The sequence below is a fragment of the Microbacterium sp. GCS4 genome (assembly GCF_001262495.1).
Classification (GTDB): Bacteria; Actinomycetota; Actinomycetes; order Actinomycetales; family Microbacteriaceae; genus Microbacterium.
Window position 1 is genome coordinate 45,827 of the sequence record NZ_LGYE01000006.1, and the last position, 25,631, is coordinate 71,457.

The window sequence follows — 25,631 nt, forward strand, 5'->3', positions numbered from 1 at the left end:
CAGATGGAGGACAGATGAAGGTCGTGATCTCGACGAGCGCCCGCGTGCCGATCTACGAACAGATCAAGACACAGGTGCGCTCCGCGATCCTGTCGGGGGACGAGCCCACCGGCAGCACCCTGCCGTCACTGCGGCAGCTGGCGGCCGACCTGCGCGTGAGCGTGATCACCGTGACTCGCGCGTACAACGACCTCGTGGCCGAGGGGCTCATCCGCAACGAGCACGGCCGGGGGTTCGTGGTGCGCGAGGTCGACCCCGCGGTCGCATCGGGTGGCCTCGCCCAGCGCATCGACGCCGCGTTGACCGAGCTGCTCGTCTCGGCGCGGCACGCGCGGCTGGACATCGACGACCTGCACCGACGCCTCGATGAGGCATGGAGGAATGATGACTGACGACATGGTGCGGATCTCCGATCTGCGCATCACCCGACCCGACTTCGAGGTCCACGACATCTCGCTCACGATCCCCCGCGGTTCGGTCGTAGGTCTCGTGGGGCCCAACGGCGCCGGGAAGACCACAGTGATCCGGGCGCTACTGGGGCTTCGCGCACCGGATGCCGGAACGATCGAGGTTCTCGGACAGCCCGCCGGGTCGCCCGTGGCCCTCGCGAAGACGGGAGTCGTGCTCGACAGGCCGACCGCCGCCGGCGACTGGAAGGTCGCAACGGTGGGACAGCGGATCTCGCCGTTCTACCCCGACTGGGACGAGTCCCTGTTCGCCGAGCTCCTCGACCGGCTTCAGGTGCCCCGCACGCAGCGGGTGGACGAGCTGTCGCGCGGTCAGGGCGTCAAGCTCTCGCTCGCCTGCGCGCTCGCGCAGCGCCCGGAACTGCTGATCCTCGACGAGCCGTCGAGCGGCCTCGACCCGGCATCCCGCCGTGAGATCGGCGACGTGATCCGGCAGTTCATGATCGACCCGCAGCACTCCGTGCTGTTCTCGACGCACATCACGGCCGACCTCGACGACCTCGCAGACGAGCTCGTGGTGTTCGTCGGCGGGCGGGTCGCCCATCACGGGGTGCTCCCCGATGCGAAGGAGGATTTCGCCGTCGCACGCGGATCCGGTCAGGCGCCGGCCGGCGTCCTCGGAGCGCAGCACGCCGGTGGGCAATGGGCCGCGCTCATCCGCATCGACGACACCGCGATGTTCGGCTCGGACATCGTGATCGACGAGGCGACCATCGACGACATCATCATCCACCTGGGTGCCGAGCATGAGGAGGCCGCAGCATGACGTTCGCATTCACCCGACTCGACCTGATGTCGTGGCTCCCCCGCAGGCAGTCACTGCTGCCGCTCGCGTTCATCGTCGTCGTCGGCATCCTGCTGCCGGTGCCGGGGATGGCGATCGTCGCCTCGGCGTTCGTCACCTCGCTCATGCTCTCCGCGCCCTTCCTCGGCGACGAGCGTGATCACCTCGACACCCTGTACGGCGTGCTGCCGATCTCCCGCCGCGCGGTGGTCACGGGTCGCGCGCTCTCGATCGTCCTGTACGGGATCATCGCCATGGCCGTCGCGACCGTCACGACGCTGGTCGTCGCCGCGGCGCGCGGCACCACGGTGGCCCCCGAGGTGCTGGGGCTCGGCTTCGCGGCGGCGTTCGCCGTCGTCGGCGTCGCGGTCGGCGTGCAGCTGCCCGTCCTCTTCCGCGTCGGCTACTCCCGCGGTCGGCTCATGGTCTACGCACCTGCCCTGCTGCTCGCCGCCGGGGCGTGGATCTCGCAGACCTTCGGCCTCGTCGACGGCGACGTGATCGGCGCGATCCCTCCGGCACTCGGACTCGGCGTGTGCGTCGCGGTGGGCGTCGTCGGGCTCGTCGTCGGCGTCGCGGTCGCCGTGCGGCTGTACTCGACACGAGAGCTGCGCTGACGACACGCCCTCCTCACGTACAGCGTCCGCTGCCCTCGACATTCTCGGCGGCAGCGAACGCTGTGCGTGAGGCGCGTCAGGCGAGCGCCCTCCGGCGCCGGACGACGAGTACTCCGCCGAGGCCCAGCAGCAGCACGGCCGCCAGGATGAACGGGAGCGGGTCGGCGCCCGTCGACGCGAGCCCGCCGGCCCGCACGACGAACGAGGCGCTCACCGAGCCCGCCGCCGCACCGGTCAGCGTCACGGTATGCGTGCCGGCCGCAGTGTCGGACGGGATGGTCCACATGAAGCGCACGGTCCCGTCCGCGTCCGCGGTCTGCGCACCGAGGTCGAGCGGCTCGGAGCGCATCACTCCCGTGACACGCTCGCCGGGTGCGAAGCCCGTTCCCGTGACGGTCTGCACCTGACCGGGCGCGCGCTCGGCATGGCCGAACGTGACCGCGACCTGTGCCGGTGCGTCCGTGCCCGGGTCTGCACCGGGATCGGTACCGGGGTCCGTGCCCGGGTCTGTGCCGGGGTCGGTACCGGGATCCGTGCCCGGATCCGTTCCCGGATCGACGCAGGCCGCATACGCCTCGGGCGTCGGCGAGAAACGGAACCAGTCGAACGTCGCCGGAAGCTCCGCCGCCGCCGTGGAACCCCGGAACGCGAACGGTCCGACGTGCGTGTACCGTGCGACACCCGGTGAGGCCTCGAGCCGCACCCGATTCCCGAACGCTTCGAACGCCACCCCGTCGTACGACACCGACGCCTCGATCTCGCGGCCGTCGCTGGTCAACCGCAGCCATACGGTGTCGACCTCGGTGCGCTGCTGGCTGGTGAAGACCGGCCCTCCCGCGCCCACGAGTTCCACCACGCGCCCCGGCGTGGCCTTGCCGAGGTCGAACTTCAGGTAGGTCGTGTCGTTCGCGTAGAGCAGCAATCCGGCCTGCTGGAAGTTCTGCGTCGGGGTCAGACCGACCTTCGTCGTCACCTGCCAGGACCCCTCGGGAAGCTCCTGCTGCAGCAGCGGGGCCGCCGAGACCCCTCCCGTGTACGTCGGCACGATCAACGCTCCGTCCGAGACGGTGTGGCGTGCGGCATCCGCTCGCACCGTGCGGTCCCACCGGTCACTCAGCGCGCCCGCGAACTCGTCCGATCCCGGAGCCGCACACGTGTCGAAGACCGGGTTCGCCGCATCCTCGGCGAACCCGCCGAACGGGGGCTCGATGACCGTCTCGGCGCCGGCCTTCGCCCACGCGATCGTCCCGCCCAGGCGGTCGCCCGATTCGTAGAACAGGTACGTCTCGCCGCCGTCCGTGACGATCTCCGGCGAGGCGACCCGGCCCGTGTCGGTGCCGAGCCCGCTCGACTGGTGCAGCACGATCGGCACCTCCCCGACGTCCCGGAGGGTCGGATCGATCGTGCGGGCGTAGGACTTGCCGCTCGACGCGTGGTACAGCACGTAGAGCTGACCGTCGTGCTCCCAGAGGTTCGGGCCCGAGACGTTCGCGCCCTCCTCCTCACCCGGCGCGACGACGGGCACCGGGTCGACGACCCAGGTGCGGCCGTCGACGGACTCCGCGAGCCGGATGCGACGGATGCCGGTCAGCCCGCCGCCGACCGGGGTGTCGTCGTTGGCCATGTAGAACATGGCGAAGTTGTAGGGCGAGTCGGGGTCCGGGTGATCGAAGACCCGGGCGTAGGACGTCTCGGTGATGCGCCGAGTGCCCGGCACGTCGCCCATGGCGTTCGTGACCGCGACGTCGCCGTAGGTGAAGGTGATCCCGTCGTCGCTCGTCGCGAAGCGCGTCACCGAGTTGTTGCCGTGGAAGTAGAGGAACATCGTGCCCTCGACGGCGTTCCAGACCGCGTCGGGGCTCGACACGTGCGGCACGGGTCCGTAGTGCGGCGGCCAGTCGTTCGTGATCACGGGACCTGCGGCGTACTCGGTCCACGGACCCTCGAGGCTGTCGGCGTACATCAGCACGATCCCGCCGGGGTCATCGTGCGGCGCCAGGTAGAGGTACCACTCGCCGAGCGGGTTCGCGAAGTGCTCCCCGGCGTGGAAGACGCTGGGGAAGATGTACTCGTCGGTGGGGTTGTAGATCATGTCGAACTTGTCGGTGATGATCCCCTGGTAGCCGAAGACCGGCCAGTCGGCGGGCGGTGGCGCCACTTCCGCGGCGACGCCGGGCCCCGATCCGACGGGGGCCGCCTGGGCGGGGAGGGCGCCTCCCGCCGCCATGACCGCGGCGACGGCGACGGCGGCGAGTGAGAGTGCGCGTCGCTGCGCACGTCGGGCTGTCGTTCTCATTGCTTCTCCTTCGTTGGATGCGTCGATGGATCTTTCGATGGATGCGCTGGCGAGGGCGCGACGAACAGCGCTCGGTCGGAACCGGGCGAGATGCGGGTGAGGGCGCTCCGGGTCAGCCCTTCAGTCCGGTGTGGGCGAGTCCCTGCACGAACTGCTTCTGCGCGAAGAGGAACACGACCAGCACCGGCACCACCGTGAGGGTCGTGGCGGCGAGCTGCACGTTCCACATCGGCCCGCCGTAGGCGTCGACGTACTGCGTCAGCGCCTGCGGCAGCGTGAACATGTCCTTGCTCGACAGGTACACGATCGGTTCGAGGTACAGGTTCCAGGACTTCAGGAACGTGAAGATCGCGACGGCGGCGAGCGCGGGCCGGGCCAACGGGAAGGCGATGCGCCAGAAGATGCCCCAGCGGCCGAGCCCGTCCATGCGTCCGGCTTCCTCCAGCTCGGTCGGCAGCCCGAGGAAGAACTGGCGCATGATGAACACCGCGAGCACCGCCGGCGCTCCGAGCACCGGGATGACGATCAGCGGCCAGTGGGTGTTGATCAGCCCCAGGGAGTTCACGAAGCGGAACAGCGGGACGATCGTCACCTCGCTCGGCACGAGCAGCCCCACCAGCACCACGAGGAAGAGCGCGTTCGCGCCGGGGAAGCGGATGCGCGCGAACGCGTATCCGGCCATGGCGGCGACGAGCATCGTGCCCACGGTGACGAGCGCCGCGATGTAGAGGCTGTTCCAGTACTGCTGCGCGAACGGCTGCAGGCGGAACACCTCCCCGTAGGCGTCCGCGGACGGGTTCGCCGGCCACAGCGTCGGGACCTTCTGCAGGATCTCGCTCATCGGCTTGAAGCTGCTCGTGATCATCCACAGTGTCGGGAAGACGAAGGGGATGCTGAGCACGGCCATCAGCGCGATGAGGCCTCCCGCGAACCAGCGGCGCCGGCGGGTGGCCGCGCCAGGTCGCTCTCGGCGCTCCGCGGACCCGGTCGTGACGGCACGGGTGCTGAGGGACTCCGGCCGGTCGATGACGTCAGTTCTCATTGAAGACCCACCTCTTCCTGGTCTGCCATTGCACGAGCGTCAGCACGAGCACGATGAGGAACATCAGCACCGCGATGGCGCTCGCGTAGCCGAAGTCGTTGAAGCGGAACGCCTGCTGGTACAGGTAGTAGACGAGGACGGTCGTCGAGTTGCCCGGTCCGCCGCCGGTGAGCACCGCTATCTGCGCGAACACCTCGAGCGAGCCGACGATCGTGAGGATCATCACGAGCAGGATGGTCGGGCTGATCATCGGCAGCGTGATCGAGCGGAAGCGCCGCCAGGCGCCGGCGCCGTCGATGCGGGCCGCCTCGCCGATCTCCTCGGGCACGCCCTGGAGCGCGGCGAGGAAAAGGATCATGTTGAGCCCGACGTTCTTGAACACCTGCACCACGATCACGGCGAGCATCGCCGTGACGTCGTTGCGGAGCCAGTTCGGACCCTGGATGCCGACGGTGGCGAGGAAGCCGTTGATGCCGCCGTCCGCCTGCAGCAGGAAGCTCCAGACGATGGTCCAGGCGACGAGCGACACGACGACGGGCGAGAAGAAGAACGTGCGGAACGTGGTCGTGCCGGGGAGCTTCTGGTTGAGCAGCACGGCGAGGAAGAGCGCGAGCGTGACGTTGAGCACGACCAGCCCGATCGAGAACCACAGGCTCGCGAGCAGCGAGTCGCGGAGTCCGGGGTCGGCCAGCATCCGCTCGTAGTTGTCGGCGCCCGCGAACACGAAGGTGTTGGCGAGCACGTTCCATTCGTGCAGCGAGAACCACAGCACGGCGACGAGCGGCACGAGGACGAAGGCGATCGAGCCGAGCACCACGGGGGCGACCATCGTGTAGCCGACGATCCAGTCCTGCCGCGTCGCCGCGGAGCGGCGGGGGCGCACGGGACGCCCCTTCCGCTCCGCGGTGTCGGCCGCCGCGAGGACGGCGGAGGATGTCATGCGGTCAGCCCTCCAGGAGCGGAGCGATCGTCTCGCAGGTGCTCCCGAGCACGGACTCCACGTCGGCGTCCGCGGTCCACAGGGCGTCGAGCTGCGCACGCACCGTGTCCTGGATCTTGGCGAAGTTCGGGTGCGCGGGCTTCGTGACGGCATCCTGGATCCCGTCGACGACGACGGCCTGCAGCTGCTCCTCGCTGAGGCGCGGGTTGCCCGCGGCGAGGGTCTCCGCGTTGAGCAGGGATTCCCGGGGCGGCGGGAAGTACGCCGCGAGCTTCTCGGCGTTCTCGGGTGCCGTGAAGTAGGCGAGGAAGTCGGCCGCGACGCTCGGGTTCTCCGCGTTCGCGAACACCCCGATGCCGGCCTGTCCGATCACGTTCTGGCGTCCCTCCGGGCCGTCGGGCAGCGGCACGACGTCCCAGCCGAAGGAGTCGTCGAGCGCGGATGCACGACTGATCTGCGTGATCGTCATCGCGGCGTCGCCGGCGAAGAAGTCGGCGGTGACTCCGGGCTCGGGCATCGCACCGTCGACGAAGATCGCGTCGTGGATCCACGTCATCGCGTCGACCATCTCGGGGTCGGTCAGCGTGCAGCTGGCACCGTCCTCGCTCCACGGCGAGGCGCCGAACGACGACCAGATGGTGGCGAGGTTCTCCCACACCTTGTAGTCGAAGTCGCGCACGACGAGCCCCTGCTTGCCCGAAGTCGCGGCGGAGGCGGCGGAGATGTCGCGGGCCGCGTCGAACGTCCAGTCGCCCGAGGCCACGAGGTCGGCCGGGTTCGGCTGTCCGGCGGCGGCGATCTGGTCGGTGTTCACGAACACGGCGAACGGGCTGTTCGAGAACGGGTACGCGAAGAGCTTGTCGTCCTGCTGCCACAGCGCGAGCGAGGAGTCGAGAAGGTCGTCGTACTCGTACCCCTCGTGATCCTGCAGCGTGCCGGTGATGTCGTAGAGGGCACCCGAGGAGACGAACTCCGGGGCGTAGCTCTCGAGGATCCAGCCGAGGTCGGGGGCGTTGCCTCCCGCGAGCTGGGTGGTGAGCGTCGTCGTGTAGTCGTCGAACGGGATCGGCTCGAACGTGACCTTCGAGACCAGGTCCGGGTTCTCGGCCACGTACTCGTCGGCGATCTCCTGGAAGAGGCCGAGCTGTGTCTCGTCGGCGGTCCAGACCGTCATGCGGAGCTCGACGGGCTCGTCGGGAGTGGCGGTGCCCTCGGGGCTCCCGCTGCATCCGGCGAGCACGAGGGCGACGGCGGCGATGCCGGCCCCGGCCGTCAGCGGCAGACGCCGACGACGCGATGCGGATGTGCTCATGGTGGTCTTCTCCTTGCTGTGCTGTGTTTCGGGTGGGCTGTGCGGTGATTCGGGTGGGTAGTCGGTGATCGTGTCAGTAGGCATGCACGCGCCCCTCGGGCCAGTGCAGCTCGACGCCCGTGGCCTCCAGCTCGCGCTGGTAGTCGGATCGGATGCCGGCGTCGGCGTGCACCTCGTGCGGGGTCGCACCGGTCGCTGCGCAGTAGGCGGCGAGGTGGCCGGCGGCTTCGCCGACGTTCCACTCCACGGGGTGCAACCGGTAGCAGCCGTTGGTGATGTGCGTCGTGCCGATGTTCTTGTTCGCGGCGAGCAGGTTGGCGGTGCGCTGCGGGATGAGCGCGCCGAGCGGGATCTCGAACGGCGTGGAGGCCACGTCGATGTAGGTGTCGCCGCCCGTGGAGGGGTGCAGGTCGATGCGGTACATGCCGACGCCGACCGACTCCTCGTACCTGGTCGCACCCGCCTCGCCGCGCACGTCGTAGGAGACGTCGTTCTCGGTGACGGTGGTGAGCGCCCGGATGCGCCGGGACTCGCGGTGGTACGGGGCCTGCGCGAGCCCGTCGTCCGAGCCCATCACGTCGGGGCGCAACCGCAGCCCGGGGTATCCGGTGCCGCCGTCGGCGCGCGGCGCCTCGGTCTGCATCCAGTACATCATCGACAGCGACAGCTGCCGCGCTCGCCGGTAGTGCTCCAGCTCCTCGTCGCGCGGGATGTCGAGCACCGGGGCGAGGAAGTAGTCGATGCTGGGCCAGTTCACGAGGCAGATGTCGCTCTCGTAGAAGCCCCGCTCGAACTGGTCTCGCGCGGCGATGCGCCGGAACGTCCACAGGTTCGCGTCGCCGGCGTTGCGGGACTGGTCGGCGTCGACCTCGGCGACGTCGTCGCCCGGATTCGGGTCGAAGGCGCGCGTGCCCATCTCGAGCGTACGCGGGTTCGGCGCCTCCCACGACAGCATCCGGCTGCCCTGCCACGCCTCCGGCAGGTAGTCGCGCCAGAACCCGTAGTCGGTCGGGCGCTCGATCGTGTGGTCGCCGTCGACGTGCTCGATCGCGAAGCACACGCTCAGGGCCTGCACGTTCTCGGGCTGCGCCTCGTCCGGCGCGCTGGGCTCGCCGGTCTCGGCCCGCGACTCGAAGCCCGTGACGTACTCGGTGCCTGTCAGCGGCAGCAGCTCGCCGGTCTCGGTGGCGTCGAGCACGTAGCCCGCGCTGACCGCGACGGTCTCCCCGTCGACCTCGGACTGCAGGGTGACGCGGGTGATGCGGTCGCCGTCGACGTCGGCCGCGATCGGACGCATACGCTCCAGGAGGCGGATGCGGCCCGTCGACCGGTGCGGTGCGAGCATCTCCTCCAGCACGCCGACCGCGATGCGCGGCTCGTGGCACAGCTTCGACACCCAGCCCGCGCCGGGGTTGAGGTCGGCGCGGCTGCTCGCAGCATCCGTCAGCGGGTAGCGGCGGCGGTAGACCTCGCGGATGCCGTCGCGCAGCCGCCGGTAGCGGGCGGTGATGCCGAACTCCTCCACCCAGGGGTGCTCGTCGGGCGGCACCGCCTGCGAGGTGAGCTGGCCGCCGATCCACGGGTACTCCTCGGTGAGGATCACGTGGGCACCCCGGTCGGCGGCGGCCAGGGCGGCGGCCACGCCGCCGAGTCCGGCGCCCACCACGAGGATGTCGGTGGTCAGTTCTCGCGTTGTCACGAAGGGTTCCTTTCGAAGGGGCGGGTGAGGGCCGGTGCGAGGGCGAGCGTGTCGCCGTCGACGTCCGGGCAGTCGATGAGCTGGTGGTAGTCGGCGTCGGTCAGCTGCAACGCCGTCGACGATCGGGCGGAGGATCGACGTGCGGGCTCGGCATCCTGGTGCACGATGCGTGAGAGCAGGACGAGCGCGCGGGCGCCCATCTCCTCGCGCGGCACGGAGAATCCCGACCAGCGGCGGCCCCGGCGCAGCGGCAGGTGCGGCTGACCCAGCAGCACGATGGAGATGTCCCGGGGCACGGCGAGCCCCCGGGCCTCGATCGCGTCCGCGATCTCGTCGGGGTCGTTCTCCGGAGCGAGGAGGAGGGCGGTGATGCCGCGCTCGACGACCTCGCCGACGCCGCGTGCGGGCTCGCGCAGGTCGAGGAAGCGCGGCGCGAGTCCCTTGGCCGTCATCGCGTCGCGATAGCCGTCGACGCGATCGCGCGTGGACTGGTCGTCGCCGCGCAGGCCCGCGTAGGCGATCTGGGTGTGGCCGAGAGCGACCAGCCGGTCGATCTGACGAGCGGTTGCCGTGACGTAGTCGGCGCCGACGTATGGCAGCAGGTGCTTGTCGGTCTCGCGTTTGCCGATGAACACGAAGGGGTAGTTCGTGTCGAGCAGATGCTGCAGCTCCTCGCGGTCCTCCTGCTGACCGAGCAGCAGGCATCCGTCGGCGATGCCGAGCCGCTGCCATCCGTCGCCCGCCAGCCGGCGCCGGCCGTCGACCACCCGCGCCGAGGTGAACAGCAGCATGTCGACGCCGAGCTGCTCGGCCGCTTCCTCGATGCCGTTCAGGAAGGCGCCGTAGAAGTCGCGGCCTCCGCGGGGGAAGGTCTTCTCGTAGGTGAAGACGCCGAGCAGCTGGTTCTTACCGCCGGCGAGACGCTGAGCCACCGGATTGGCCGAGTACCCGGTGATGCGGAGCGCCTCCTGCACGCGGTTGCGCGTGGCCTCCGAGATGCGGACGCCCTTCGGCGTGTGCCCGCTCAGGACGATGCTGACGGTCGCCTGGCTGACGCCGGCGAGAGCGGCGACGTCGGCCTGCGTCGAGCGGTGATGAGGCATCGATCCTCCTTGATCGCCTGCGGGGTGCTCCCCTCACTCTGGCGACCGAGGACCGTGATGGTCAACGTGATAATACGCATTATTAGCGCGTCGACCGCCGGCGCGCCCTACCACTCCGCCGAGGACCGGCGCAAGAGCGCGATTCGGCGCGATGCTCCGTGGGACCATCGGGTCATGACCACCCTCGCACCCTCGCCCCGGACGGGAGAGGACGACCCCTGGGCGGGAGCGTCCGCGCTCCTACCCAGGGTGGCGCGCGGTGACCAGCTCGCGTTCGCGGAGCTGTACGACCTGACCGCGGGCGGGATGTTCGGTCTGCTGCGAGGGATGGTCGACGATCCCCTCCGCGCCGAGAAGCTGCTCGAAGACGTCTTCCTGGATGTCTGGACGCGGGCGGCGAGCTTTCCCGGGCGGCACGGTTCGGTCGCCTCGTGGCTGTACGGCATCGCTCGACGCGCGGCCGCGCGCGTCGAGCCCACCGGATCCCTCGAAGACGGATCAGCTGTCGCGTGACCACCGGGCGCCCGCTCGCGCCCGACCTGCGCGGTCGTGGGGACGCGGGGCGTCTCACTTCTCGTAGCTGATGTTGCCCACGAAGGCCTGTGACGACGAGCTCCACCAGCATCCGTAGTAGTACGTGACCCTGTACCCCTGACCTCGCACAGATGCGGCGAAGTCCCGCATCTTGCGGTCGCACGAGATCGGATCGGACGAGGTGATCCTCTTGCCGTAAGACGTAGCGGCGGCCGGTGCGGGAGCGGCCACCGACCCTCCGACGATCAAGCCGAGGGCCAGCACGGCGACCGCGCCGACGCGGGCTGCTGCATTCTTCATGAGCTTCTCCTCCTCCAGCGCGGGCGTCCGTCGCCGCGATTGACCTCGACGATATCCAGAGATGGCGGCGCAGCCGATGGGGAGAAATCCCCGGTCCGTCACCGCAGGCAGCGGACCAGGAAGGCGAGTGCGCGCCCGAGGCGGCGAGCCCAGCTCTCGTGGCTGTCGGCGCGCAGGTCGGGATCGATGTGCCGGGCCGGGTCGTCCGCGCCGTCGGCCGCGGTGATCATGACGCGACGTCCGAGTCCACGGCGATCCGCTCGCGCGCGATCGTGCGGCCGACCTCGCGCAGCAGCGGCACGGCGTTCGCCATGCTGCGCTCCTTCTCGGGCTCGAGCGCGCTCAGCGCGTACACCGCCGAGAAGCCCGCGCCCGCCGCCTCGTCGGCGGAGAGCGCCGAGTGCCCGCACACGGCGATCACCGGGATGCCGGTCTCCCCCGCGAGCGTCGCGACTCCCACCGGCGTCTTGCCCCCGAGGCTCTGACCGTCGAGGCTGCCCTCGCCCGTGATCACGAGGTCGGCCCCGGCGATCCGCGCGGCCAGTCCCGTGAGCCGCAGCACGACCTCGACGCCGCGCTCCCGCCGCGCACGCAAGACCGCGAGTGCCGCGTAACCGACTCCCCCGGCGGCGCCCGCCCCCGGCACCTCGATCGACGAGGTGACGCCGGCCGAGCGCTCCAGCAGATCGGCGAAGCGCGTGAGCCCCTGCTCGAGCACGATCACGTCGTCGTCGGACGCGCCCTTCTGCGGCGCGAACACGGCGGCGGCGCCGCGCTCCCCCAGCAGCGGGTTGTCGACGTCGCTCGCCAACACGAACGAGGTCTCCTCGAGTCGCGGGTCGAGCCCTGCGAGATCGACCGAGGCGAGACCGGCGAGGGCGGCACCCCCCGAAGTCGCCTCGCCGGTCTCCGTCTGCAGGGAGGCACCGAGTGCGTGCAGCATCCCGGCCCCTCCGTCGGTGCAGGCGCTGCCGCCGACGCCGAGCACGATGTCCCGGCATCCGCGATCCAGCGCCGCGAGGATCAGCTCACCCGTGCCGCGGCTCGTCGCCGTAAGCGCGGCCTTCTCGCCGCGCGGCAGCACATCGAGTCCGCTCGCGGCGGCCATCTCGACGATCGCCTCGGCACCGCGCACCGCGAACCGCGCGACCACCGGCTCACCCGTCGGTCCGGTGACCGTCGCGTCGACGGGAGAGAAACCGGCGGCGAGGGCAGCATCGATGGTGCCCTCACCGCCATCCGCCACCGGCACGGCCTCGACGACCGCATCCGGGAGGACGTCGTGGATGCCGTCGGCGAGCGCCGCGGCCACCTCCGGCCCCGTGGCGGAGCCCTTGAACTTGTCGGAGGCGATCACGATGCGCACGGCCGGACTCAATCCAGCAGCGCGTACACGGCCTCGGGGGCGTCGGCGGGCGACGTCGCGAGGTCCTCGAACTCGTTCATGGTGTCGAGGTCGGCGCCCATCGCGATGTTCGTGACCCGCTCGAGGATCACCTCGACGACGACCGGCACCTGGAACTCGGCCTTCAGGCGCTCCGCCTCCGCGAAGCCCGCGGCGAGGTCCTCCGGACGCTCGACCCGGATCGCCTTGCAGCCGAGACCCTCGGCGACCTTGACGTGGTCGACGCCGTAGCCGGTCGCCACGCTCGAGGAGTCCTCCGGGGTGTTCACGTTGTCGAACGCGAGCGACACCTCGAAATCCATCTCGAACGCCCGCTGCGACTGGCGGATGAGGCCGAGGTAGCTGTTGTTGACGACGACGTGGATGTACGGCAGCTTGTGCTGCGCACCGACCGCGAGCTCCTCGATCATGAACTGGAAGTCGTAGTCGCCGCTGAGCGCCACGACCTGCTCGTCGGGCTTGCCGCGCACCACACCGAGAGCTGCCGGGAGGGTCCAGCCGAGGGGGCCGGCCTGGCCCGCGTTGATCCACTGGCGGGGTCCGTACACGTGCAGCAGCTGCGCACCGGCGATCTGCGAGAGGCCGATCGTGGTGACGTAGGTGGTGTCGTGGCCGAAGGCCGACAGCATCTCCTGGTACACGCGGTGCGGCTTCATCGGCACCTGGTCGAAGTTCGTCTTGCGGTGCAGGCGCGCCTTGCGGTCGCGGCACTCCTGCGCCCAGCCGTTGTAGTCGGGCAGCTCGGCGACGCGGTCGCGGGCGGCGTCGAGCAGGGCGTCGATGAACGCCCCGGCATCCGACACCACGCCGTAGTCGGGCGCGAACACGCGGCCGATCTGCGTGGGCTCGATGTCGACGTGCACGAACGTGCGCCCCTTGCGGTAGGTGTCGAGACCGCCGGTGTGGCGGTTCGCCCACCGGTTGCCGATGCCGAGCACGAAGTCGCTCTCGAGGAAGCTCGCGTTGCCGTAGCGCTGCGAGGTCTGGATGCCGACGAGTCCGGCCGCGAGCGGGTGGTCGTCGCCGATCGCGCCCCAGCCCATCAGGGTCGGGAACACGGGCACGCCGAGCGTCTCGGCGAGCTCGACGAGCTTCGCGGATGCTCCGGAGTTCACGATCCCGCCGCCGGCGATGATCGCCGGGTGAGCTGCGGCCGTGAGCATGTCGAGCACCTTCTCGGCCTGCGCGCGGGTCGCTGCGGGCTTCGCGACGGGCAGCGGCTCGTACGTGTCGATGTCGAACTCGATCTCGGTGACCTGCACGTCGAACGGCAGGTCGATGAGGGCCGGTCCGGGGCGACCGGAGCGCATGATCTGGAACGCGGTCTGGAAGGCGCCGGGGATCTGACCGGCCTCCAGCACGGTCTTGGCGAACTTCGCGACCGGCTTCGCGATCGACGCGATGTCGACGGCCTGGAAGTCCTCCTTGTCGAGCTTGGCGACCGGCGCCTGCCCGGTGATGCAGAGCATCGGGATGCTGTCGGCGATCGCCGCGTACAGCCCGGTGATCATGTCGGTGCCGGCGGGGCCGGACGTGCCGATGCAGATGCCGATGCGGCCGTCGCCGGTGCGGCTGTAGCCGTCGGCCATGTGCGAGGCGCCTTCGACGTGGCGGGCGAGGGTGTGGCGGATGCCGCCGTGCTGGCGCATCGCGGAGTACAGCGGGTTGATGGCGGCCCCGGGAAGGCCGAACGCCTCGGTGGCGCCCTCCTTCTCCAGGATCAGGACGATGGCGTCCACTGCGCGCATGCGTGTCATGGGAGTGTCCTTAGGTCTGTGAGTCGGTGTGTGAAGCGGTGTGAGCCGCGTTTCGTCTCGTCGCTCCGCTCCTCGCTCAACGACCGGGAGAAGGTCGTTGAGCGAGCGGAGCGAGACGAAACGCGGTGCCGACCGGGATCAGCGGCCGGAGAGTTCGGTGGTGAGCGTGAAGAGGCCCGAGTGGTCGAGGCCGCCGTCGCCGCGGGCGACGAGGGCGTTCACGAGCTGGGCGACGGCCGCGCCGAGGGGGACGGTGACCCCCACGGATCGCGCGGCCGCGGTGACGATGCCCAGGTCCTTGTTGTGGAGGGCGAGACGGAATCCGGGCGCGAAGTCGCGGTCGAGCATCTTCTGCCCCTTCTGGTCGAGCACCTTGGAGCCGGCGAGACCGCCGCCGAGAACCTTCAGCGCCGCGTCGGTGTCGACGCCGAAGGCCTCGAGGAACGTGACGGCCTCGGCCAGCGCCTGGATGTTGACGGCGACGATGAGCTGGTTCGCGGCCTTGACGGTCTGGCCGGCACCCGCGGGGCCGACGTGCACGATGGTCTTGCCGATTGCGTTCAGCACAGGCTCGGCGGCGGCGAAGTGCTCCTCGGAGCCGCCGACCATGATCGACAGCACGCCGTCGATCGCCCCCTGCTCGCCGCCCGAGACCGGGGCGTCGACCGCGCCGAGGCCGGCCGCGACGGCCTCCTCCGCGAGCGACTTCGCGACGTCCGGACGGATGGACGAGTTGTCGATCCAGAGCGCGCCCTTCTTCGCGTTCGCGAAGACACCGCCCTCGCCGCGCACGACGTCTTCGACGTCCGGGGAGTCGGGCACCATCGTGAGGATGACGTCTGCATCCTTCACGGCGTCGGCGATGCTCTCGGCTCCGGTGCCGCCCGCTGCGACGAGCTTCTCGATCGGCTCGGGGCTGCGGTTGAACCCGGTGACCTCGTACCCCGCCGAGACGAGGTTGGTGGCCATGGGGAGGCCCATGATGCCGAGTCCGATGATGGCGATGCTGGTCATGTCATGCTCCTTCGCGGAAATGCTGTGCAGTGTCGGGGGTGCCGGGCGGCTCAGCGGCCGAGCCAGGCGAACGCCTCGGCCTGGGGCGTCTTGTACTCGAGGCCGACGGGCCCGGCGTAGCCGCCGGTGCGGGCCGCGTCGATCCAGGACGTGAGCGGCAGCTCGCCGCTGCCCGGCTCTCCGCGCCCGGGGGCGTCGGCGATCTGCACGTGCCCGAACTCGGCGGCGTGCTCGGCGATCACCGCGGCGACGTCGTCGCCGTTGACGGCCAGGTGGTAGAAGTCGGCGAGCAGGCGCACGTTGTCCACGCCGTGCTCGTCACGGACCCGGCGGATGATCGCGAGCGCGTCCTCCGCGGTCTTCAGCGGATAGGCGTCCATGCCCGAGACCGGCTCGAGCAGCACGATGCCGCCGATCTTCGCGACGGCCGCACCGGCGTACGCGAGGTTCTGCACGGCGAGGTCGTCCTGCACCTGCGGGTCGACGCCGTCGATGCGGTTGCCGTACAGGGCGTTGAAGGCCTTCGTGCCCAGGCGCTCGCCGATCGAGACGACGACGTCGACGTTGGCGCGGAACTCGTCCTCGCGGCCCACCCAGGAGACGAGGCCGCGGTCGCCGGCGGGCATGTCGCCCGCGAAGAAGTTGAGGCCGGTGAGCTGCACGCCGGCGTCCTGGATCGCGGCGACGAAGGCATCGACGTCCTCCGTCGCGGGCACGGCCTCGGAGAAGGGCCACCAGAACTCGACGCCGTCGAAGCCGGCATCCGCGACGGCCGCCGGGCGCTCCAGCAGGGGCAGCTCGGTGAGAAGGATCGAGGCGTTGACGGTGTAGCTCATGAGATCATCCTTGATTTCGAATCGTGGAAGAAGAATTCCTTGTAATGAAAAGAATAGGAGCGGGCTGACGACCTGTCAAGGACGCAGAATGGACTCATGGAGTGGTGGACGATCGTCATCGCCGTGGTCGGCGGCGTGCTGCTGCTGTGGATCGCCCTCGTGGTCGCGCTCCTGTTCGCCGCCCGGCGGACCGGCGACCGGACTCGCCTCGTCGACCTGCTGCGTCTCCTCCCCGACGTCGTGCGCCTTCTCCGGAGGCTCGTCTCCGACCGGTCCGTGCCGCGGAGCGTGCGCGTCACGCTCGTCGTCCTCCTGGCCTACCTTCTGCTGCCGATCGATCTCGTCCCGGACTTCATCCCGGTGCTGGGCTACCTCGACGATGCGATCGTCGTCGCGATCGCCCTCCGATTCGTGACCGGACGCGCCGGCGCCGATGCGCTCGATCGCCACTGGCCCGGTACGCCCGAAGGATTGCGCGCCCTCCGTTCGATCGTCGGCGTCCCCCGCACGTAGCGCACGCCGACAGACGCTCCCATCGAACGCGAAGAGGCGCCACCCACCGGGGGTGACGCCTCCTCGACCGGTCGGGACCGCTCAGGTGAGACGGATCTGCCGGTTCATGTCCTTGTACAGCAGATAGCGGAAGGGCTCGGGACCGCCGGCGTAGCAGGCCTGCGGGCAGAACGCGCGCAGCAGCATGTAGTCGCCCGCCTCGACCTCGACCCAGTCGTCGTTCAGGCGGTACACGCCCTTGCCCTGCAGCACGAACAGGCCGTGCTCCATGACGTGCGTCTCAGCGAACGGGATCGACCCGCCGGGCTGGAACGTGACGATGTTGACCTGCATGTCGTGCGCCAGGTCGCTCGCGTCCGAGAAGCGCGTGGTCGCCCACACGTCGTCGGTGTCGGGCATCGAGACGGGCTCCACCTCCTGGTCGCTCGTCACGAAGGAGGCCGGGGCGTCGACGCCCTCGAGCCACTCGTACGCCTTGCGGATCCAGTGGAAGCTCGTGACCTCGTCGCCCTCGTTCGCGAGAGACCAGACGGCGCCCGGCGCGAGGAACGCGTAGCCGCCTTCCTCCAGCACGTGCGTCTCACCCTCCAGCGTGAGGGTGAGGCGCCCGGTCGTGACGAAGACCACGCCCTCCACTCCGGCCTCCACCTCCGGCCGTGCCGCACCGCCGCCGGGGGCGATCTCGACGATCAGCTGCGAGAACGTCGTCGCCGAGCTCGGCGTCGGCCGGGCGATGATCCACGCGCGGGTGTCGGTGAACCCGGGCAGGCTGCTCGTGACGATGTCGCGCAGCACCCCCTTCGGGATGAACGTGTACGCGAGCTTCACGACCGCGCGGTCGGTCAGCAGGTCGGTCTGCGGGGGCAGTCCGCCTCTCGGGGTGTAGTACGACATCAGGCCTCCTGGGTCTGGAGTTTCGGGTGGGCGAGGCGCAGGAGGTCGCGGGGCGTCGCGCCGACGGCATCCGTCACCTCCGCCTCGGTGAGGGCGCCGCATTCGAGTCCGCGCACGACGAACCGGGCGAGCGCCCTGGCGGTCGCGGGCTCGTCCATGATCGCGGCATCCGCGCCGTGCAGATAGGCGTCCAGCCGGCGCGCGGCGGCGGCGAAGCCCTCGCGGTAGAACGCGTACGTCGCCAGGTACCGGGTCGGCAGCTGCGACGCGTGCAGATCCCAGCCCTGGTAGTAGCCCCGCTCGAGCGAACGACGCACGAGCCGGGCATGCAGCCGCCAGGCGTCGAGGGAGTGAGCGGGATCGCCGACCGGGATGACGTTGGTCGAGCCGTCGGACAGGCGCACGCCCGTCTCGGCGACCGCGACCTGCATGACCTGCTTGGCATGATCGGCCGCGGGATGCTCCATCGACTGGTACGCGGCGGAGATCTGCAGCGAGGCGCTGTAGTCGTAGGTGCCGTAGTGCAGCGCCGAGATCCGACCGGGTGCACGGTGCAGCAGCGTCGCGACGGGCACCGAGCCGTCGGCGGCGACGATCAGCTGCGGCGTCTCCATCTGCACCTCGAACCGCAGTCGGCCGGGAGCCAGCCCGAGGCGCTGCTCGAAGGTCTCGCACAGCGCCACCATGGCGTCGACCTGCGCGACCGTCGTCACCTTGGGCAGCGTCAGCACGAGCCCGTCCGGCAGCTCGCCGTGCGCCGCGAGCGTGGTCAGGAACAGGTCCAGGGTGCGGATGCCGCGACGCCGGGTCGGCGCCTCGAAGCACTTGAACCGGATGCCGATGAACGGAGGCGCCGTGCCGGTGGCGACGGCTTCGGCGACGCGCTGCGCCGCGAGCACGGCATCCGCATCCTCCTCCTCGTCGGGCCGTGCGCCGTAGCCGTCCTCGAAGTCGAGGCGCAGATCCTCGACCGGCTCAGCCGCGAGCTTCGCCTCGACGAGGGGTGCGAGGTCGGCGGCGAGATCCCCGAGCCCGACCGCCTCGGCGAGCGCGGCGACGCCACCGGCGCCGGCCGCGGCAGCCGCGGCGTCCGCACCCAGCCGGGCGGCGAGATCCGGGGTGAACCGGTCGGCCGGCACGTACAGCGTGTGCACCGGCTGGCGGCTGCCGTCGTCGCCCGGGTACGCGGTCGCGAGCAGTTCGTCGGTCGCGGCCAGGCGCTCGTCGATGTCGGCGAGGTCGCTCTCGTTCAGCGTGTTCTCGGCCGGCATCAGTCGACCAGCTCGTACGCGGGCGTGGTGAGGAAGTCGACGTACTCGTCGTCCAGGCACAGGTCGCGCACCAGGCGCGCCGCGGGCTCGTAGAACTTCGCGAACGATCCGGGGGCGACCTCGCCGCGGAGGCGTTCGACCTCCTCGGCGAGCACCGACTCGACGAGTTCCGGCGTCACCGTGCGGCCGGTGTCCGACAGCACGGTGCGGTTGCGCACCTGCTGCCACACCTGCGAGCGCGAGATCTCGGCCGTCGCGGCATCCTCCATGAGGTTGTGGATCGCCACAGCGCCGTTGCCGGACAGCCAGACCGCGGTGTACGCGATCGCGACGTAGAGGTTGGTGCGGAGCCCCGCCTCGGTCGCCGACCCCTCGGCGGAGAGGATGTCGAGCAGCTGGTCGGCCGTGACCGAGACGTCGTCGCGCAGCCGGTCGAGCTGGTTCGGCTTGTCGCCGAGGACTGCGTCGAAGACCTCCTGGCACACCGGCACGAGGTCGGGGTGCGCGACCCACGAGCCGTCGAAGCCGTCGTCGGCCTCGCGGGTCTTGTCGGCGCGCACCTTGGCGATCGCGGCCTCCGTGACCTCGGGGTCGTTGCGGTTCGGGATGAAGGCGGCCATGCCGCCCATCGCGAACGCTCCGCGCCGGTGACACGTGCTCACGAGCAGCTCGGTGTACGCGCGCATGAACGGCGCGGTCATGGCGACGCTCGCACGGTCGGGAAGGACGAAGTCCTCCCCCGCGTCGCGGAAGTACTTGATGATGCTGAACAGGTAGTCCCAGCGACCGGCGTTGAGACCGGAGGCGTGGTCGCGCAGCTCGTAGAGCATCTCGTCCATCTCGAAGGCCGCGGGGATCGTCTCGATGAGCATGGTCGCGCGGACGGTGCCGTGCGGGATGCCGAGCTCCTGCTGCGCGAACGTGAACACATCGTTCCACAGGCGGGCCTCGAGGTGGCTCTCCATCTTGGGCAGGTAGTAGAACGGGCCCTGTCCGGACTCCGCGAGCACGGCCGCGTTGTGGAAGAAGTGGAGGCCGAAGTCGACGAGCGCGCCGATCGCCGGCGCCCCGTCGATCTCGATGTGCCGCTCGGCCATGTGCCATCCGCGCGGACGCACCACGACGACCGCGAGCGGGGCGTCGTCGCGCAGACGGTACTCCTTGCCGCCGGAGGCGCTGAACGACAGCGTGCCGCGCGCCGCTCCGAACAGGTTTACCTGGGCGTCGATGACGTTGAACCAGTTCGGGGCCGCGGCGTCTTCGAGGTCGGCGAGCCAGACCTTCGCGCCGGAGTTGAGCGCGTTGATCGCCATCTTCGCCGGGGTGGCAGGACCGGTGATCTCGACGCGGCGGTCGCGAAGGGCCTCGGGCGCCTCGGCGACCTTCCAGTCGCCCGCGCGCACCTCGGCCGTGTCGGCACGGAAGTCGAGACGACCGGCAGCGGATGCCGCGGCGCGGTGCTCGACGCGGGCGGAGAGCAGCTCGTCGCGGGTGGAGCGGAAGCGCTCGTGCAGCTTCGCGAGGAAGTCGAGCGCCTCGGGCGTCAGGATATCCACGGCACGGGAGACGGTGGAGGGGGTGGTGACGATGGCGGACACGGTGGTCACTCCTTGCTGCTGGCGGTGGTCTCTGCGACGCGGACGATCGCCTCGGCGACCGCGCCGGCCACCAGAGGATCGAACACGCTGGGGATGATGAAGCTCGCGTTGAGCTCGTCCTCGCTCACCCGCGACGCGATGGCCTCGGCAGCTGCGACCAGCATAGGCGCGGTGATGTCGGAGACGCCCGCGTCGAGCAGTCCGCGGAACACACCGGGGAACGCGAGGACGTTGTTGATCTGGTTGGGGAAGTCGCTGCGCCCGGTCGCGACCACGGCCGCGTGCTGCGCCGCGACGATCGGGTCGACCTCGGGGGTCGGGTTCGCCATCGCGAAGACGATCGCCTGATCGGCCATGTTCGCGATGTCGCCGCCGTCGAGGATGTTCGGGGCGCTCACGCCGATGAAGACGTCGGCGCCGACCAGCACCTCCTTGAGCGTGCCGGTCACGCCGCGCGGGTTCGTGGTGGCGGCGAGCTCGCGGCGGTGGGCGTCGGTGTACTCGGCATCCGCGTGGATCGCGCCGTCGCGACCGCAGGCCACGATGTCGCGCGCACCCTCGGCGAGCAGGAGCTGCACGATCGCATTGCCCGCGGCGCCGACGCCCGAGACGACGATGCGGACGTCCTCGATGGTCTTGCCCACCACGCGCAGGGCGTTGTGGAGCGCGGCGAGCGTCACGATCGCGGTGCCGTGCTGGTCGTCGTGGAACACGGGGATGTCGAGCTCCTCGCGCAGCCGCGCCTCGATCTCGAAGCAGCGGGGCGCCGCGATGTCCTCGAGGTTGACGCCGCCGTAGACCGGGGCGATGGCCTTGACGATCGAGACGATCTCGTCGGTGTCGGTGGTGTCGAGGCACACGGGCCAGGCGTCGACGTCGGCGAACTGCTTGAACAGCGCGGCCTTGCCCTCCATGACCGGCAGCGCGGCCTCGGGGCCGATGTCGCCGAGGCCGAGCACGGCGGTGCCGTCGGTCACCACTGCGATCGTGTTGCGCTTGACGGTGAGCTTGCGCGCCTTGCTCTTGTCCTCGGCGATCGCGAGACACACGCGGGCCACTCCGGGGGTGTACGCGCGGGAGAGGTCGTCGCGGTTGCGGAGAGGCACGCGCGGCACGACCTCGAGCTTGCCGCCGAGATGCATCAGGAAGGTGCGGTCGCTCAGGGCGCGGACCTCGACGCCGTCCAGTGAGTCCACCGCGTCGCGGACGACGTCGGCGTGCTCGGCATCCGCGGTGTTGCAGGTGAGGTCGACGACGATCGAGGCCGGGTGCGACTCCACCACATCGAGCGCCGTGACCGCGGCGCCGGCGGCGGCGGCCGCAGCGGCCAGCTCGCTCGTGACGCGGTGGTTCGAGGGGGCGTCGATCCGCAGGGTGATCGAGTTGCCGGGTCCGGGGTTCGCCATTGTTCCTCCGTTATTTCGTATCGTGGAGTCTATTATCTACTTTATGGAAAGATAGCGCAAGCGTGCCGGACACGACGTCGCAGATTATCGACAGCGACCTCTCGCATGATGGAATGATCGCGACCGAGGAGGGTTCCCCATGGCCGAGAGCAAGACCCCGAAGAGCAGCGCCGGCGGCGTGCAGTCCGTGGAGCGGGTGTTCGAGCTCCTCGAACTCGTGACCGACGCGGGCGGCGATGTCACGCTGAGCGAGCTGGCCGCGTCGACCGACCTCCCGCTTCCCACGATCCACCGCCTGCTGCGCACTCTCGTCGCCCTCGGCTACGCGCGACAGCTGCCCAACCGCCGCTACGCCCTCGGTCCGCGGCTCATCCGCATCGGCGAAGGCGCGTCCCGGCAGTTCGGCGCCCTGGCGCGCCCCCAGCTCAAGCGCCTGGTCGACGAACTCGGCGAGAGCGCCAACATGGCCGTGCTCGACGGCGACATGGTCGTCTACGTCGCCCAGGTGCCCTCGCTGCACTCCATGCGGATGTTCACCGAGGTCGGCCGCCGCGCGCACCTTCACGACACCGGCGTCGGCAAGGCGATCCTCGCCCAGCTGCCCGACGAGACCGTGCGCGGCATCGTCAGCCGGGCAGGCATGCCGACGCCGACCGAGCACAGCATCGGCGACGTCGACGCCCTGCTCGCCGAGCTCGACGTGATCCGCGAGCGCGGCTACGCTATCGACGACCAGGAGCAGGAGATCGGCGTCCGCTGCTTCTCGATGGCGGTCCCCGGAGCCCCGACCCCGACCGCGGTGTCGGTCTCCGGTCCGGTGTCGCGTGTCGACGAGGCCTTCGGCACCCGCGCGGTGCCACTGCTGCGCACCGCGGCCGCGGCCATCCGCGACGAGCTCGACGCGTAGCCGCGGCCGCGCCGCGGCGGCATCCGTCGCCCCTCCGGCATCCCTGCTCTCTCTTGTTCTGAAGGAGATCTCACGTTCTGCAGGAGAAATCCTGAAGAACCCTCCTGCAGATCGTGAGATCTCCTGCAGACCGGATGCAGCAGATCGGATGCCGCTACTCGGCGTCCGACCCGCTCGCCCCGGCGTTCACGTCGTCGAGCCGATACTTCTCGGCGGCCTGGGCCGGGACGGACGCGTCGACCTCACCCCGCGCGGCCAGGAGCTGCAGCGCCCGAACCGTGATCGACGGTCCGTCGATCTTGAAGAAGCGCCGCGCAGCCGCACGCGTGTCCGAGAAGCCGAAGCCGTCGGCCCCGAGCGTCGCCCAGTCGTTCGGCACGAACTGCCGGATCTGATCGGGCAGGTCCTTGGCGTAGTCGCTCACCGCGACGATCGGCCCCGCGGCGTCCGCGAGCTGCGAGACCAGGAACGGCGTGCGCGTCCCGCGCCCGAGGAACTCGTCCTCCTCCGCGGCAACCGCGTCACGGCGCAACTCGGTCCAGGACGTGACCGACCACACGTCGGCGATCACACCCCAGTCGTCCCGCAGCAGCGCCTGCGCCTCCAGCGCCCACATGACCCCGATGCCCGAGGCGAGCAGATGGGTCTGCGGGGAGTCGACCGCGGCGATGCGGTGGATGCCGCCGAGGATGCCGTCGACGTCGACGCCCTCGGGCTCGGCGGGCTGCACGATCGGCTCGTTGTAGACCATGAGGTTGTAGATGTGGTCGCGGTCGGTGGAGTCCGGGCCGTACATCCGCTCGATGCCGGCGCGCACGATGTGCCCGATCTCGTAGCCGAATGCCGGGTCGTACGTCACGACCGCGGGGTTGGTCGCGGCGAGCAGGGGCGAGTGCCCGTCGGCGTGCTGCAGCCCCTCGCCCGTGAGCGTCGTGCGCCCCGCCGTGGCGGAGATGAGGAACCCGCGGGTCATCTGATCGGCCGCCGCCCAGAGGGAGTCGCCCGTGCGCTGGAAGCCGAACATCGAATAGAAGACGTACACCGGCACGAGCGGCACGCCGTGCGTGGCGTACGCGGTGCCCGCCGCCGTGAAGGCTGCGATGGACCCGGCCTCGTTGATGCCGACGTGCAGGATCTGCCCCGACTCGCTCTCCTTGTACGACAGCACGATGTCGCGGTCGACGGCCAGGTAGTTCTGCCCGTTCGGGTTGTAGATCTTCGCCGTGGGGAAGAACGCGTCCATGCCGAAGGTGCGTGCCTCGTCGGGGATGATCGGCACGATCCGCTTGCCGAACGCGGGATCGCGCATGAGGTCCTTGAGCACGCGCACGAACGCCATGGTCGTCGCCGCCTGCTGGGTGCCCGAGCCGCGCGCCGCGACCTCATAGGCCTTCGCGGCCGGCAGCTCGATCGCCTCGTGCGCGGGACGCCGCTCGGGCAGATAGCCGCCCAACGCCCGCCGGCGCTCCTGCAGGTAGCGGATCTCCTCCGAGTCCGCCCCCGGGTGGTAGTACGGCGGCAGGTACGGATCGGCCTCGAGCTGCTCGTCCGTCACGGGCACGCCGAGGTGATCGCGGAAGTCCTTGAGGTCCTGCAGCGTGAGCTTCTTCATCTGGTGGGTCGCGTTGCGCGCCTCGAAGCGCTGCCCGAGACCGTAGCCCTTGACCGTCTTCACGAGGATCACGGTGGGCTTGCCGTTGCGCGCGAGCGACTGCTGATACGCCGCGAACACCTTGCGGTAGTCGTGGCCGCCGCGCTTGAGGCCCCAGATCTCGTCGTCGGCGAGCCCGTCGACGAGCGCGCGCGTGCGCGGATCGCGGCCGAAGAAGTTCTCCCGGATGAACCCGCCGGACTCGGCCTTGTACGTCTGGAAGTCGCCGTCGACGGTCGTGTTCATGATGTCGACCAGCGCGCCGTCCTGATCCCGCTCGAGCAGGTCGTCCCACTCGCGCCCCCAGATCACCTTGATGACGTTCCATCCTGCTCCGCGGAAGAAGCCCTCGAGCTCCTGGATGATCTTGCCGTTGCCGCGCACCGGGCCGTCGAGGCGCTGCAGGTTGCAGTTGACGACGAAGGTGAGGTTGTCGAGGCCGTCGTTCGCCGCGAGCTGCAGCAGGCCGCGCGACTCGGGCTCGTCCATCTCGCCGTCGCCGAGGAAGGCCCACACGTGCTGGTCGGAGGTGTCCTTGAGCCCGCGGTCGTGCAGGTAGCGGTTGGACTGCGCCTGGTAGATCGCGTTCATGGGGCCGATGCCCATCGACACGGTCGGGAACTCCCAGAACTCCGGCATGAGACGCGGATGCGGGTACGACGACAGCGCGTGGCCCTCGCGCGACTTCTCCTGGCGGAACCCGTCGAGGTCCTCCTCGGACAGCCGCCCCTCGAGGAACGCCCGCGCGTACATGCCGGGTGAGGCGTGCCCCTGGAAGTAGATCTGGTCGCCGCCGCCCGGGTGGTCCTTGCCGCGGAAGAAGTGGTTGAAGCCGACCTCGTAGAGCGTCGCCGCTCCCGCGTACGTCGAGATGTGCCCGCCGACACCGATGCTCGGGCGCTGCGCACGGTGCACCATGACGGCCGCGTTCCACCGCATCCATGCGCGGTAGCGTCGCTCGAGCTTCTCGTCGCCCGGGTAGTCCGGTTCGTCGGCCGCGGCGATCGTGTTGACGTAGTCGGTGGTCGCGAGGGGCTCCTGACGGATGCCGGCGCGGTCGACCAGGGTGCGGACGATGTGCTCGCCGCGCTCGGACCCTCGATGCCCGATGAGGGCGTCGAGGGACTCCAGCCACTCGGACGTCTCCTCGGGGTCGAGGTCGACGGGCTGGTCGGCGAGCGAGGCTGTGGTCGCCGCGGTGGCGGCTGCACGATTGTCGATCACGGTTGTCTCTTTCTTGTTAGATGGAGGGCATCGCCGCCGACATTCGGGCGGCGACGACGAA

The 25,631-nt window shown here is 70.1% G+C and carries 23 protein-coding genes; 6 read left to right on the forward strand and 17 right to left on the reverse strand.

Translation table 11 applies throughout. The annotated features are described in order from the left end of the window. The first annotated feature begins 14 nt into the window (after positions 1 to 14). Genes AKH00_RS16720 through AKH00_RS16730 form a run of 3 tightly spaced genes read left to right on the forward strand, consistent with a single transcriptional unit; the run spans position 15 to position 1,868 of the window. Positions 15 to 392, forward strand: a complete 378-nt coding sequence (locus tag AKH00_RS16720) for a GntR family transcriptional regulator (protein WP_050723911.1) — start codon at positions 15 to 17, stop codon at positions 390 to 392. After that, positions 385 to 1,233, forward strand: coding sequence for an ABC transporter ATP-binding protein (locus AKH00_RS16725; protein WP_050723912.1), 849 nt, complete (start codon positions 385 to 387; stop codon positions 1,231 to 1,233). The genes AKH00_RS16720 and AKH00_RS16725 overlap by 8 nt, the downstream gene beginning before the upstream one ends. After that, the gene (locus AKH00_RS16730) at positions 1,230 to 1,868 is read left to right on the forward strand and encodes an ABC-2 transporter permease (protein WP_050723913.1); all 639 of its coding nucleotides are present in this window, start codon (positions 1,230 to 1,232) and stop codon (positions 1,866 to 1,868) included. The genes AKH00_RS16725 and AKH00_RS16730 overlap by 4 nt, the downstream gene beginning before the upstream one ends. A 76-nt stretch (positions 1,869 to 1,944) precedes the next feature. Here AKH00_RS16730 and AKH00_RS16735 read toward each other — a convergent pair whose 3' ends face one another. The 6 genes from AKH00_RS16735 to AKH00_RS16760 all read right to left on the reverse strand — a co-directional run bounded on the left by AKH00_RS16735 (position 1,945) and on the right by AKH00_RS16760 (position 10,260). Continuing rightward, positions 1,945 to 4,164: a DUF1349 domain-containing protein gene (locus tag AKH00_RS16735; protein WP_050723914.1), complete on the reverse strand. Its 2,220-nt coding sequence runs from the start codon at positions 4,162 to 4,164 to the stop codon at positions 1,945 to 1,947. Between the two features lie 112 nt (positions 4,165 to 4,276). After that, a complete protein-coding gene (locus tag AKH00_RS16740) occupies positions 4,277 to 5,206 on the reverse strand; it encodes a carbohydrate ABC transporter permease (protein WP_152926238.1) in 930 nt (309 codons plus the stop codon). After that, entirely contained in the window at positions 5,196 to 6,146 is a 951-nt protein-coding gene (locus AKH00_RS16745) for a carbohydrate ABC transporter permease (RefSeq protein WP_082297702.1), read from the reverse strand. Before AKH00_RS16745 ends, AKH00_RS16740 begins: the two co-directional genes overlap by 11 nt. A 4-nt stretch (positions 6,147 to 6,150) precedes the next feature. Then, positions 6,151 to 7,458, reverse strand: coding sequence for an ABC transporter substrate-binding protein (locus AKH00_RS16750; RefSeq protein WP_050723915.1), 1,308 nt, complete (start codon positions 7,456 to 7,458; stop codon positions 6,151 to 6,153). A 73-nt stretch (positions 7,459 to 7,531) separates the two neighbouring features. Next, positions 7,532 to 9,157 (reverse strand): FAD-dependent oxidoreductase, encoded by a 1,626-nt coding sequence (locus AKH00_RS16755; protein ID WP_082297703.1) that lies wholly within the window; start codon positions 9,155 to 9,157, stop codon positions 7,532 to 7,534. Continuing rightward, the gene (locus AKH00_RS16760) at positions 9,154 to 10,260 is read right to left on the reverse strand and encodes a LacI family DNA-binding transcriptional regulator (protein ID WP_050723916.1); all 1,107 of its coding nucleotides are present in this window, start codon (positions 10,258 to 10,260) and stop codon (positions 9,154 to 9,156) included. Before AKH00_RS16760 ends, AKH00_RS16755 begins: the two co-directional genes overlap by 4 nt. A gap of 174 nt (positions 10,261 to 10,434) precedes the next feature. Between AKH00_RS16760 and AKH00_RS18040 the strand changes: the two genes are divergently transcribed. Continuing rightward, on the forward strand, positions 10,435 to 10,773 hold the full coding sequence (locus AKH00_RS18040; protein ID WP_161804410.1) for a sigma factor: 339 nt from the start codon (positions 10,435 to 10,437) through the stop codon (positions 10,771 to 10,773). A gap of 54 nt (positions 10,774 to 10,827) precedes the next feature. Here the strand turns inward: AKH00_RS18040 and AKH00_RS16770 are convergent, their stop codons facing one another. From AKH00_RS16770 to AKH00_RS16790, 6 genes are all read right to left on the reverse strand, one after another. Next, the gene (locus AKH00_RS16770; RefSeq protein WP_050723918.1) at positions 10,828 to 11,094 is read right to left on the reverse strand and encodes a hypothetical protein; all 267 of its coding nucleotides are present in this window, start codon (positions 11,092 to 11,094) and stop codon (positions 10,828 to 10,830) included. A gap of 98 nt (positions 11,095 to 11,192) precedes the next feature. Beyond that, a complete protein-coding gene (locus tag AKH00_RS18430) occupies positions 11,193 to 11,324 on the reverse strand; it encodes a hypothetical protein (protein ID WP_268768119.1) in 132 nt (43 codons plus the stop codon). Beyond that, entirely contained in the window at positions 11,321 to 12,460 is a 1,140-nt protein-coding gene (locus AKH00_RS16775; protein WP_050723919.1) for a glycerate kinase, read from the reverse strand. Before AKH00_RS16775 ends, AKH00_RS18430 begins: the two co-directional genes overlap by 4 nt. 8 nt (positions 12,461 to 12,468) lie before the next feature. Continuing rightward, entirely contained in the window at positions 12,469 to 14,256 is a 1,788-nt protein-coding gene (gcl, locus tag AKH00_RS16780) for a glyoxylate carboligase (RefSeq protein ID WP_050723920.1), read from the reverse strand. 138 nt (positions 14,257 to 14,394) lie between these two features. Then, positions 14,395 to 15,291, reverse strand: a complete 897-nt coding sequence (locus tag AKH00_RS16785; RefSeq protein WP_268768123.1) for a 2-hydroxy-3-oxopropionate reductase — start codon at positions 15,289 to 15,291, stop codon at positions 14,395 to 14,397. Between the two features lie 29 nt (positions 15,292 to 15,320). Continuing rightward, positions 15,321 to 16,106 carry a hydroxypyruvate isomerase family protein gene (locus tag AKH00_RS16790; protein WP_050723922.1) on the reverse strand — a complete coding sequence of 262 codons (786 nt, stop codon included), beginning with the start codon at positions 16,104 to 16,106 and terminating at the stop codon, positions 15,321 to 15,323. A gap of 96 nt (positions 16,107 to 16,202) precedes the next feature. Between AKH00_RS16790 and AKH00_RS16795 the strand changes: the two genes are divergently transcribed. Beyond that, complete coding sequence (locus AKH00_RS16795; protein WP_050723923.1) at positions 16,203 to 16,619, forward strand: YkvA family protein; 417 nt, start codon at positions 16,203 to 16,205, stop codon at positions 16,617 to 16,619. Between the two features lie 81 nt (positions 16,620 to 16,700). Here the strand turns inward: AKH00_RS16795 and AKH00_RS16800 are convergent, their stop codons facing one another. From AKH00_RS16800 to AKH00_RS16815, 4 genes are read right to left on the reverse strand one after another with little or no spacing between them, the layout of a single operon-like run. Beyond that, positions 16,701 to 17,516 (reverse strand): bifunctional allantoicase/(S)-ureidoglycine aminohydrolase, encoded by an 816-nt coding sequence (locus AKH00_RS16800; RefSeq protein ID WP_152926246.1) that lies wholly within the window; start codon positions 17,514 to 17,516, stop codon positions 16,701 to 16,703. Next, positions 17,513 to 18,784, reverse strand: coding sequence for a DUF6986 family protein (locus tag AKH00_RS16805; protein WP_050723925.1), 1,272 nt, complete (start codon positions 18,782 to 18,784; stop codon positions 17,513 to 17,515). Before AKH00_RS16805 ends, AKH00_RS16800 begins: the two co-directional genes overlap by 4 nt. Next, the gene (aceB, locus tag AKH00_RS16810; RefSeq protein WP_050723926.1) at positions 18,784 to 20,382 is read right to left on the reverse strand and encodes a malate synthase A; all 1,599 of its coding nucleotides are present in this window, start codon (positions 20,380 to 20,382) and stop codon (positions 18,784 to 18,786) included. Before aceB ends, AKH00_RS16805 begins: the two co-directional genes overlap by 1 nt. Positions 20,383 to 20,387: 5 nt before the next feature. After that, positions 20,388 to 21,788 carry an NAD-dependent malic enzyme gene (locus AKH00_RS16815; protein WP_050723927.1) on the reverse strand — a complete coding sequence of 467 codons (1,401 nt, stop codon included), beginning with the start codon at positions 21,786 to 21,788 and terminating at the stop codon, positions 20,388 to 20,390. 139 nt (positions 21,789 to 21,927) lie between these two features. Between AKH00_RS16815 and AKH00_RS16820 the strand changes: the two genes are divergently transcribed. Further along, positions 21,928 to 22,695, forward strand: coding sequence for an IclR family transcriptional regulator (locus AKH00_RS16820; RefSeq protein ID WP_050723928.1), 768 nt, complete (start codon positions 21,928 to 21,930; stop codon positions 22,693 to 22,695). A gap of 154 nt (positions 22,696 to 22,849) precedes the next feature. Here AKH00_RS16820 and aceE read toward each other — a convergent pair whose 3' ends face one another. Then, positions 22,850 to 25,567, reverse strand: a complete 2,718-nt coding sequence (gene aceE, locus AKH00_RS16825) for a pyruvate dehydrogenase (acetyl-transferring), homodimeric type (protein ID WP_050724050.1) — start codon at positions 25,565 to 25,567, stop codon at positions 22,850 to 22,852. Between the last annotated feature and the right edge of the window lie 64 nt (positions 25,568 to 25,631).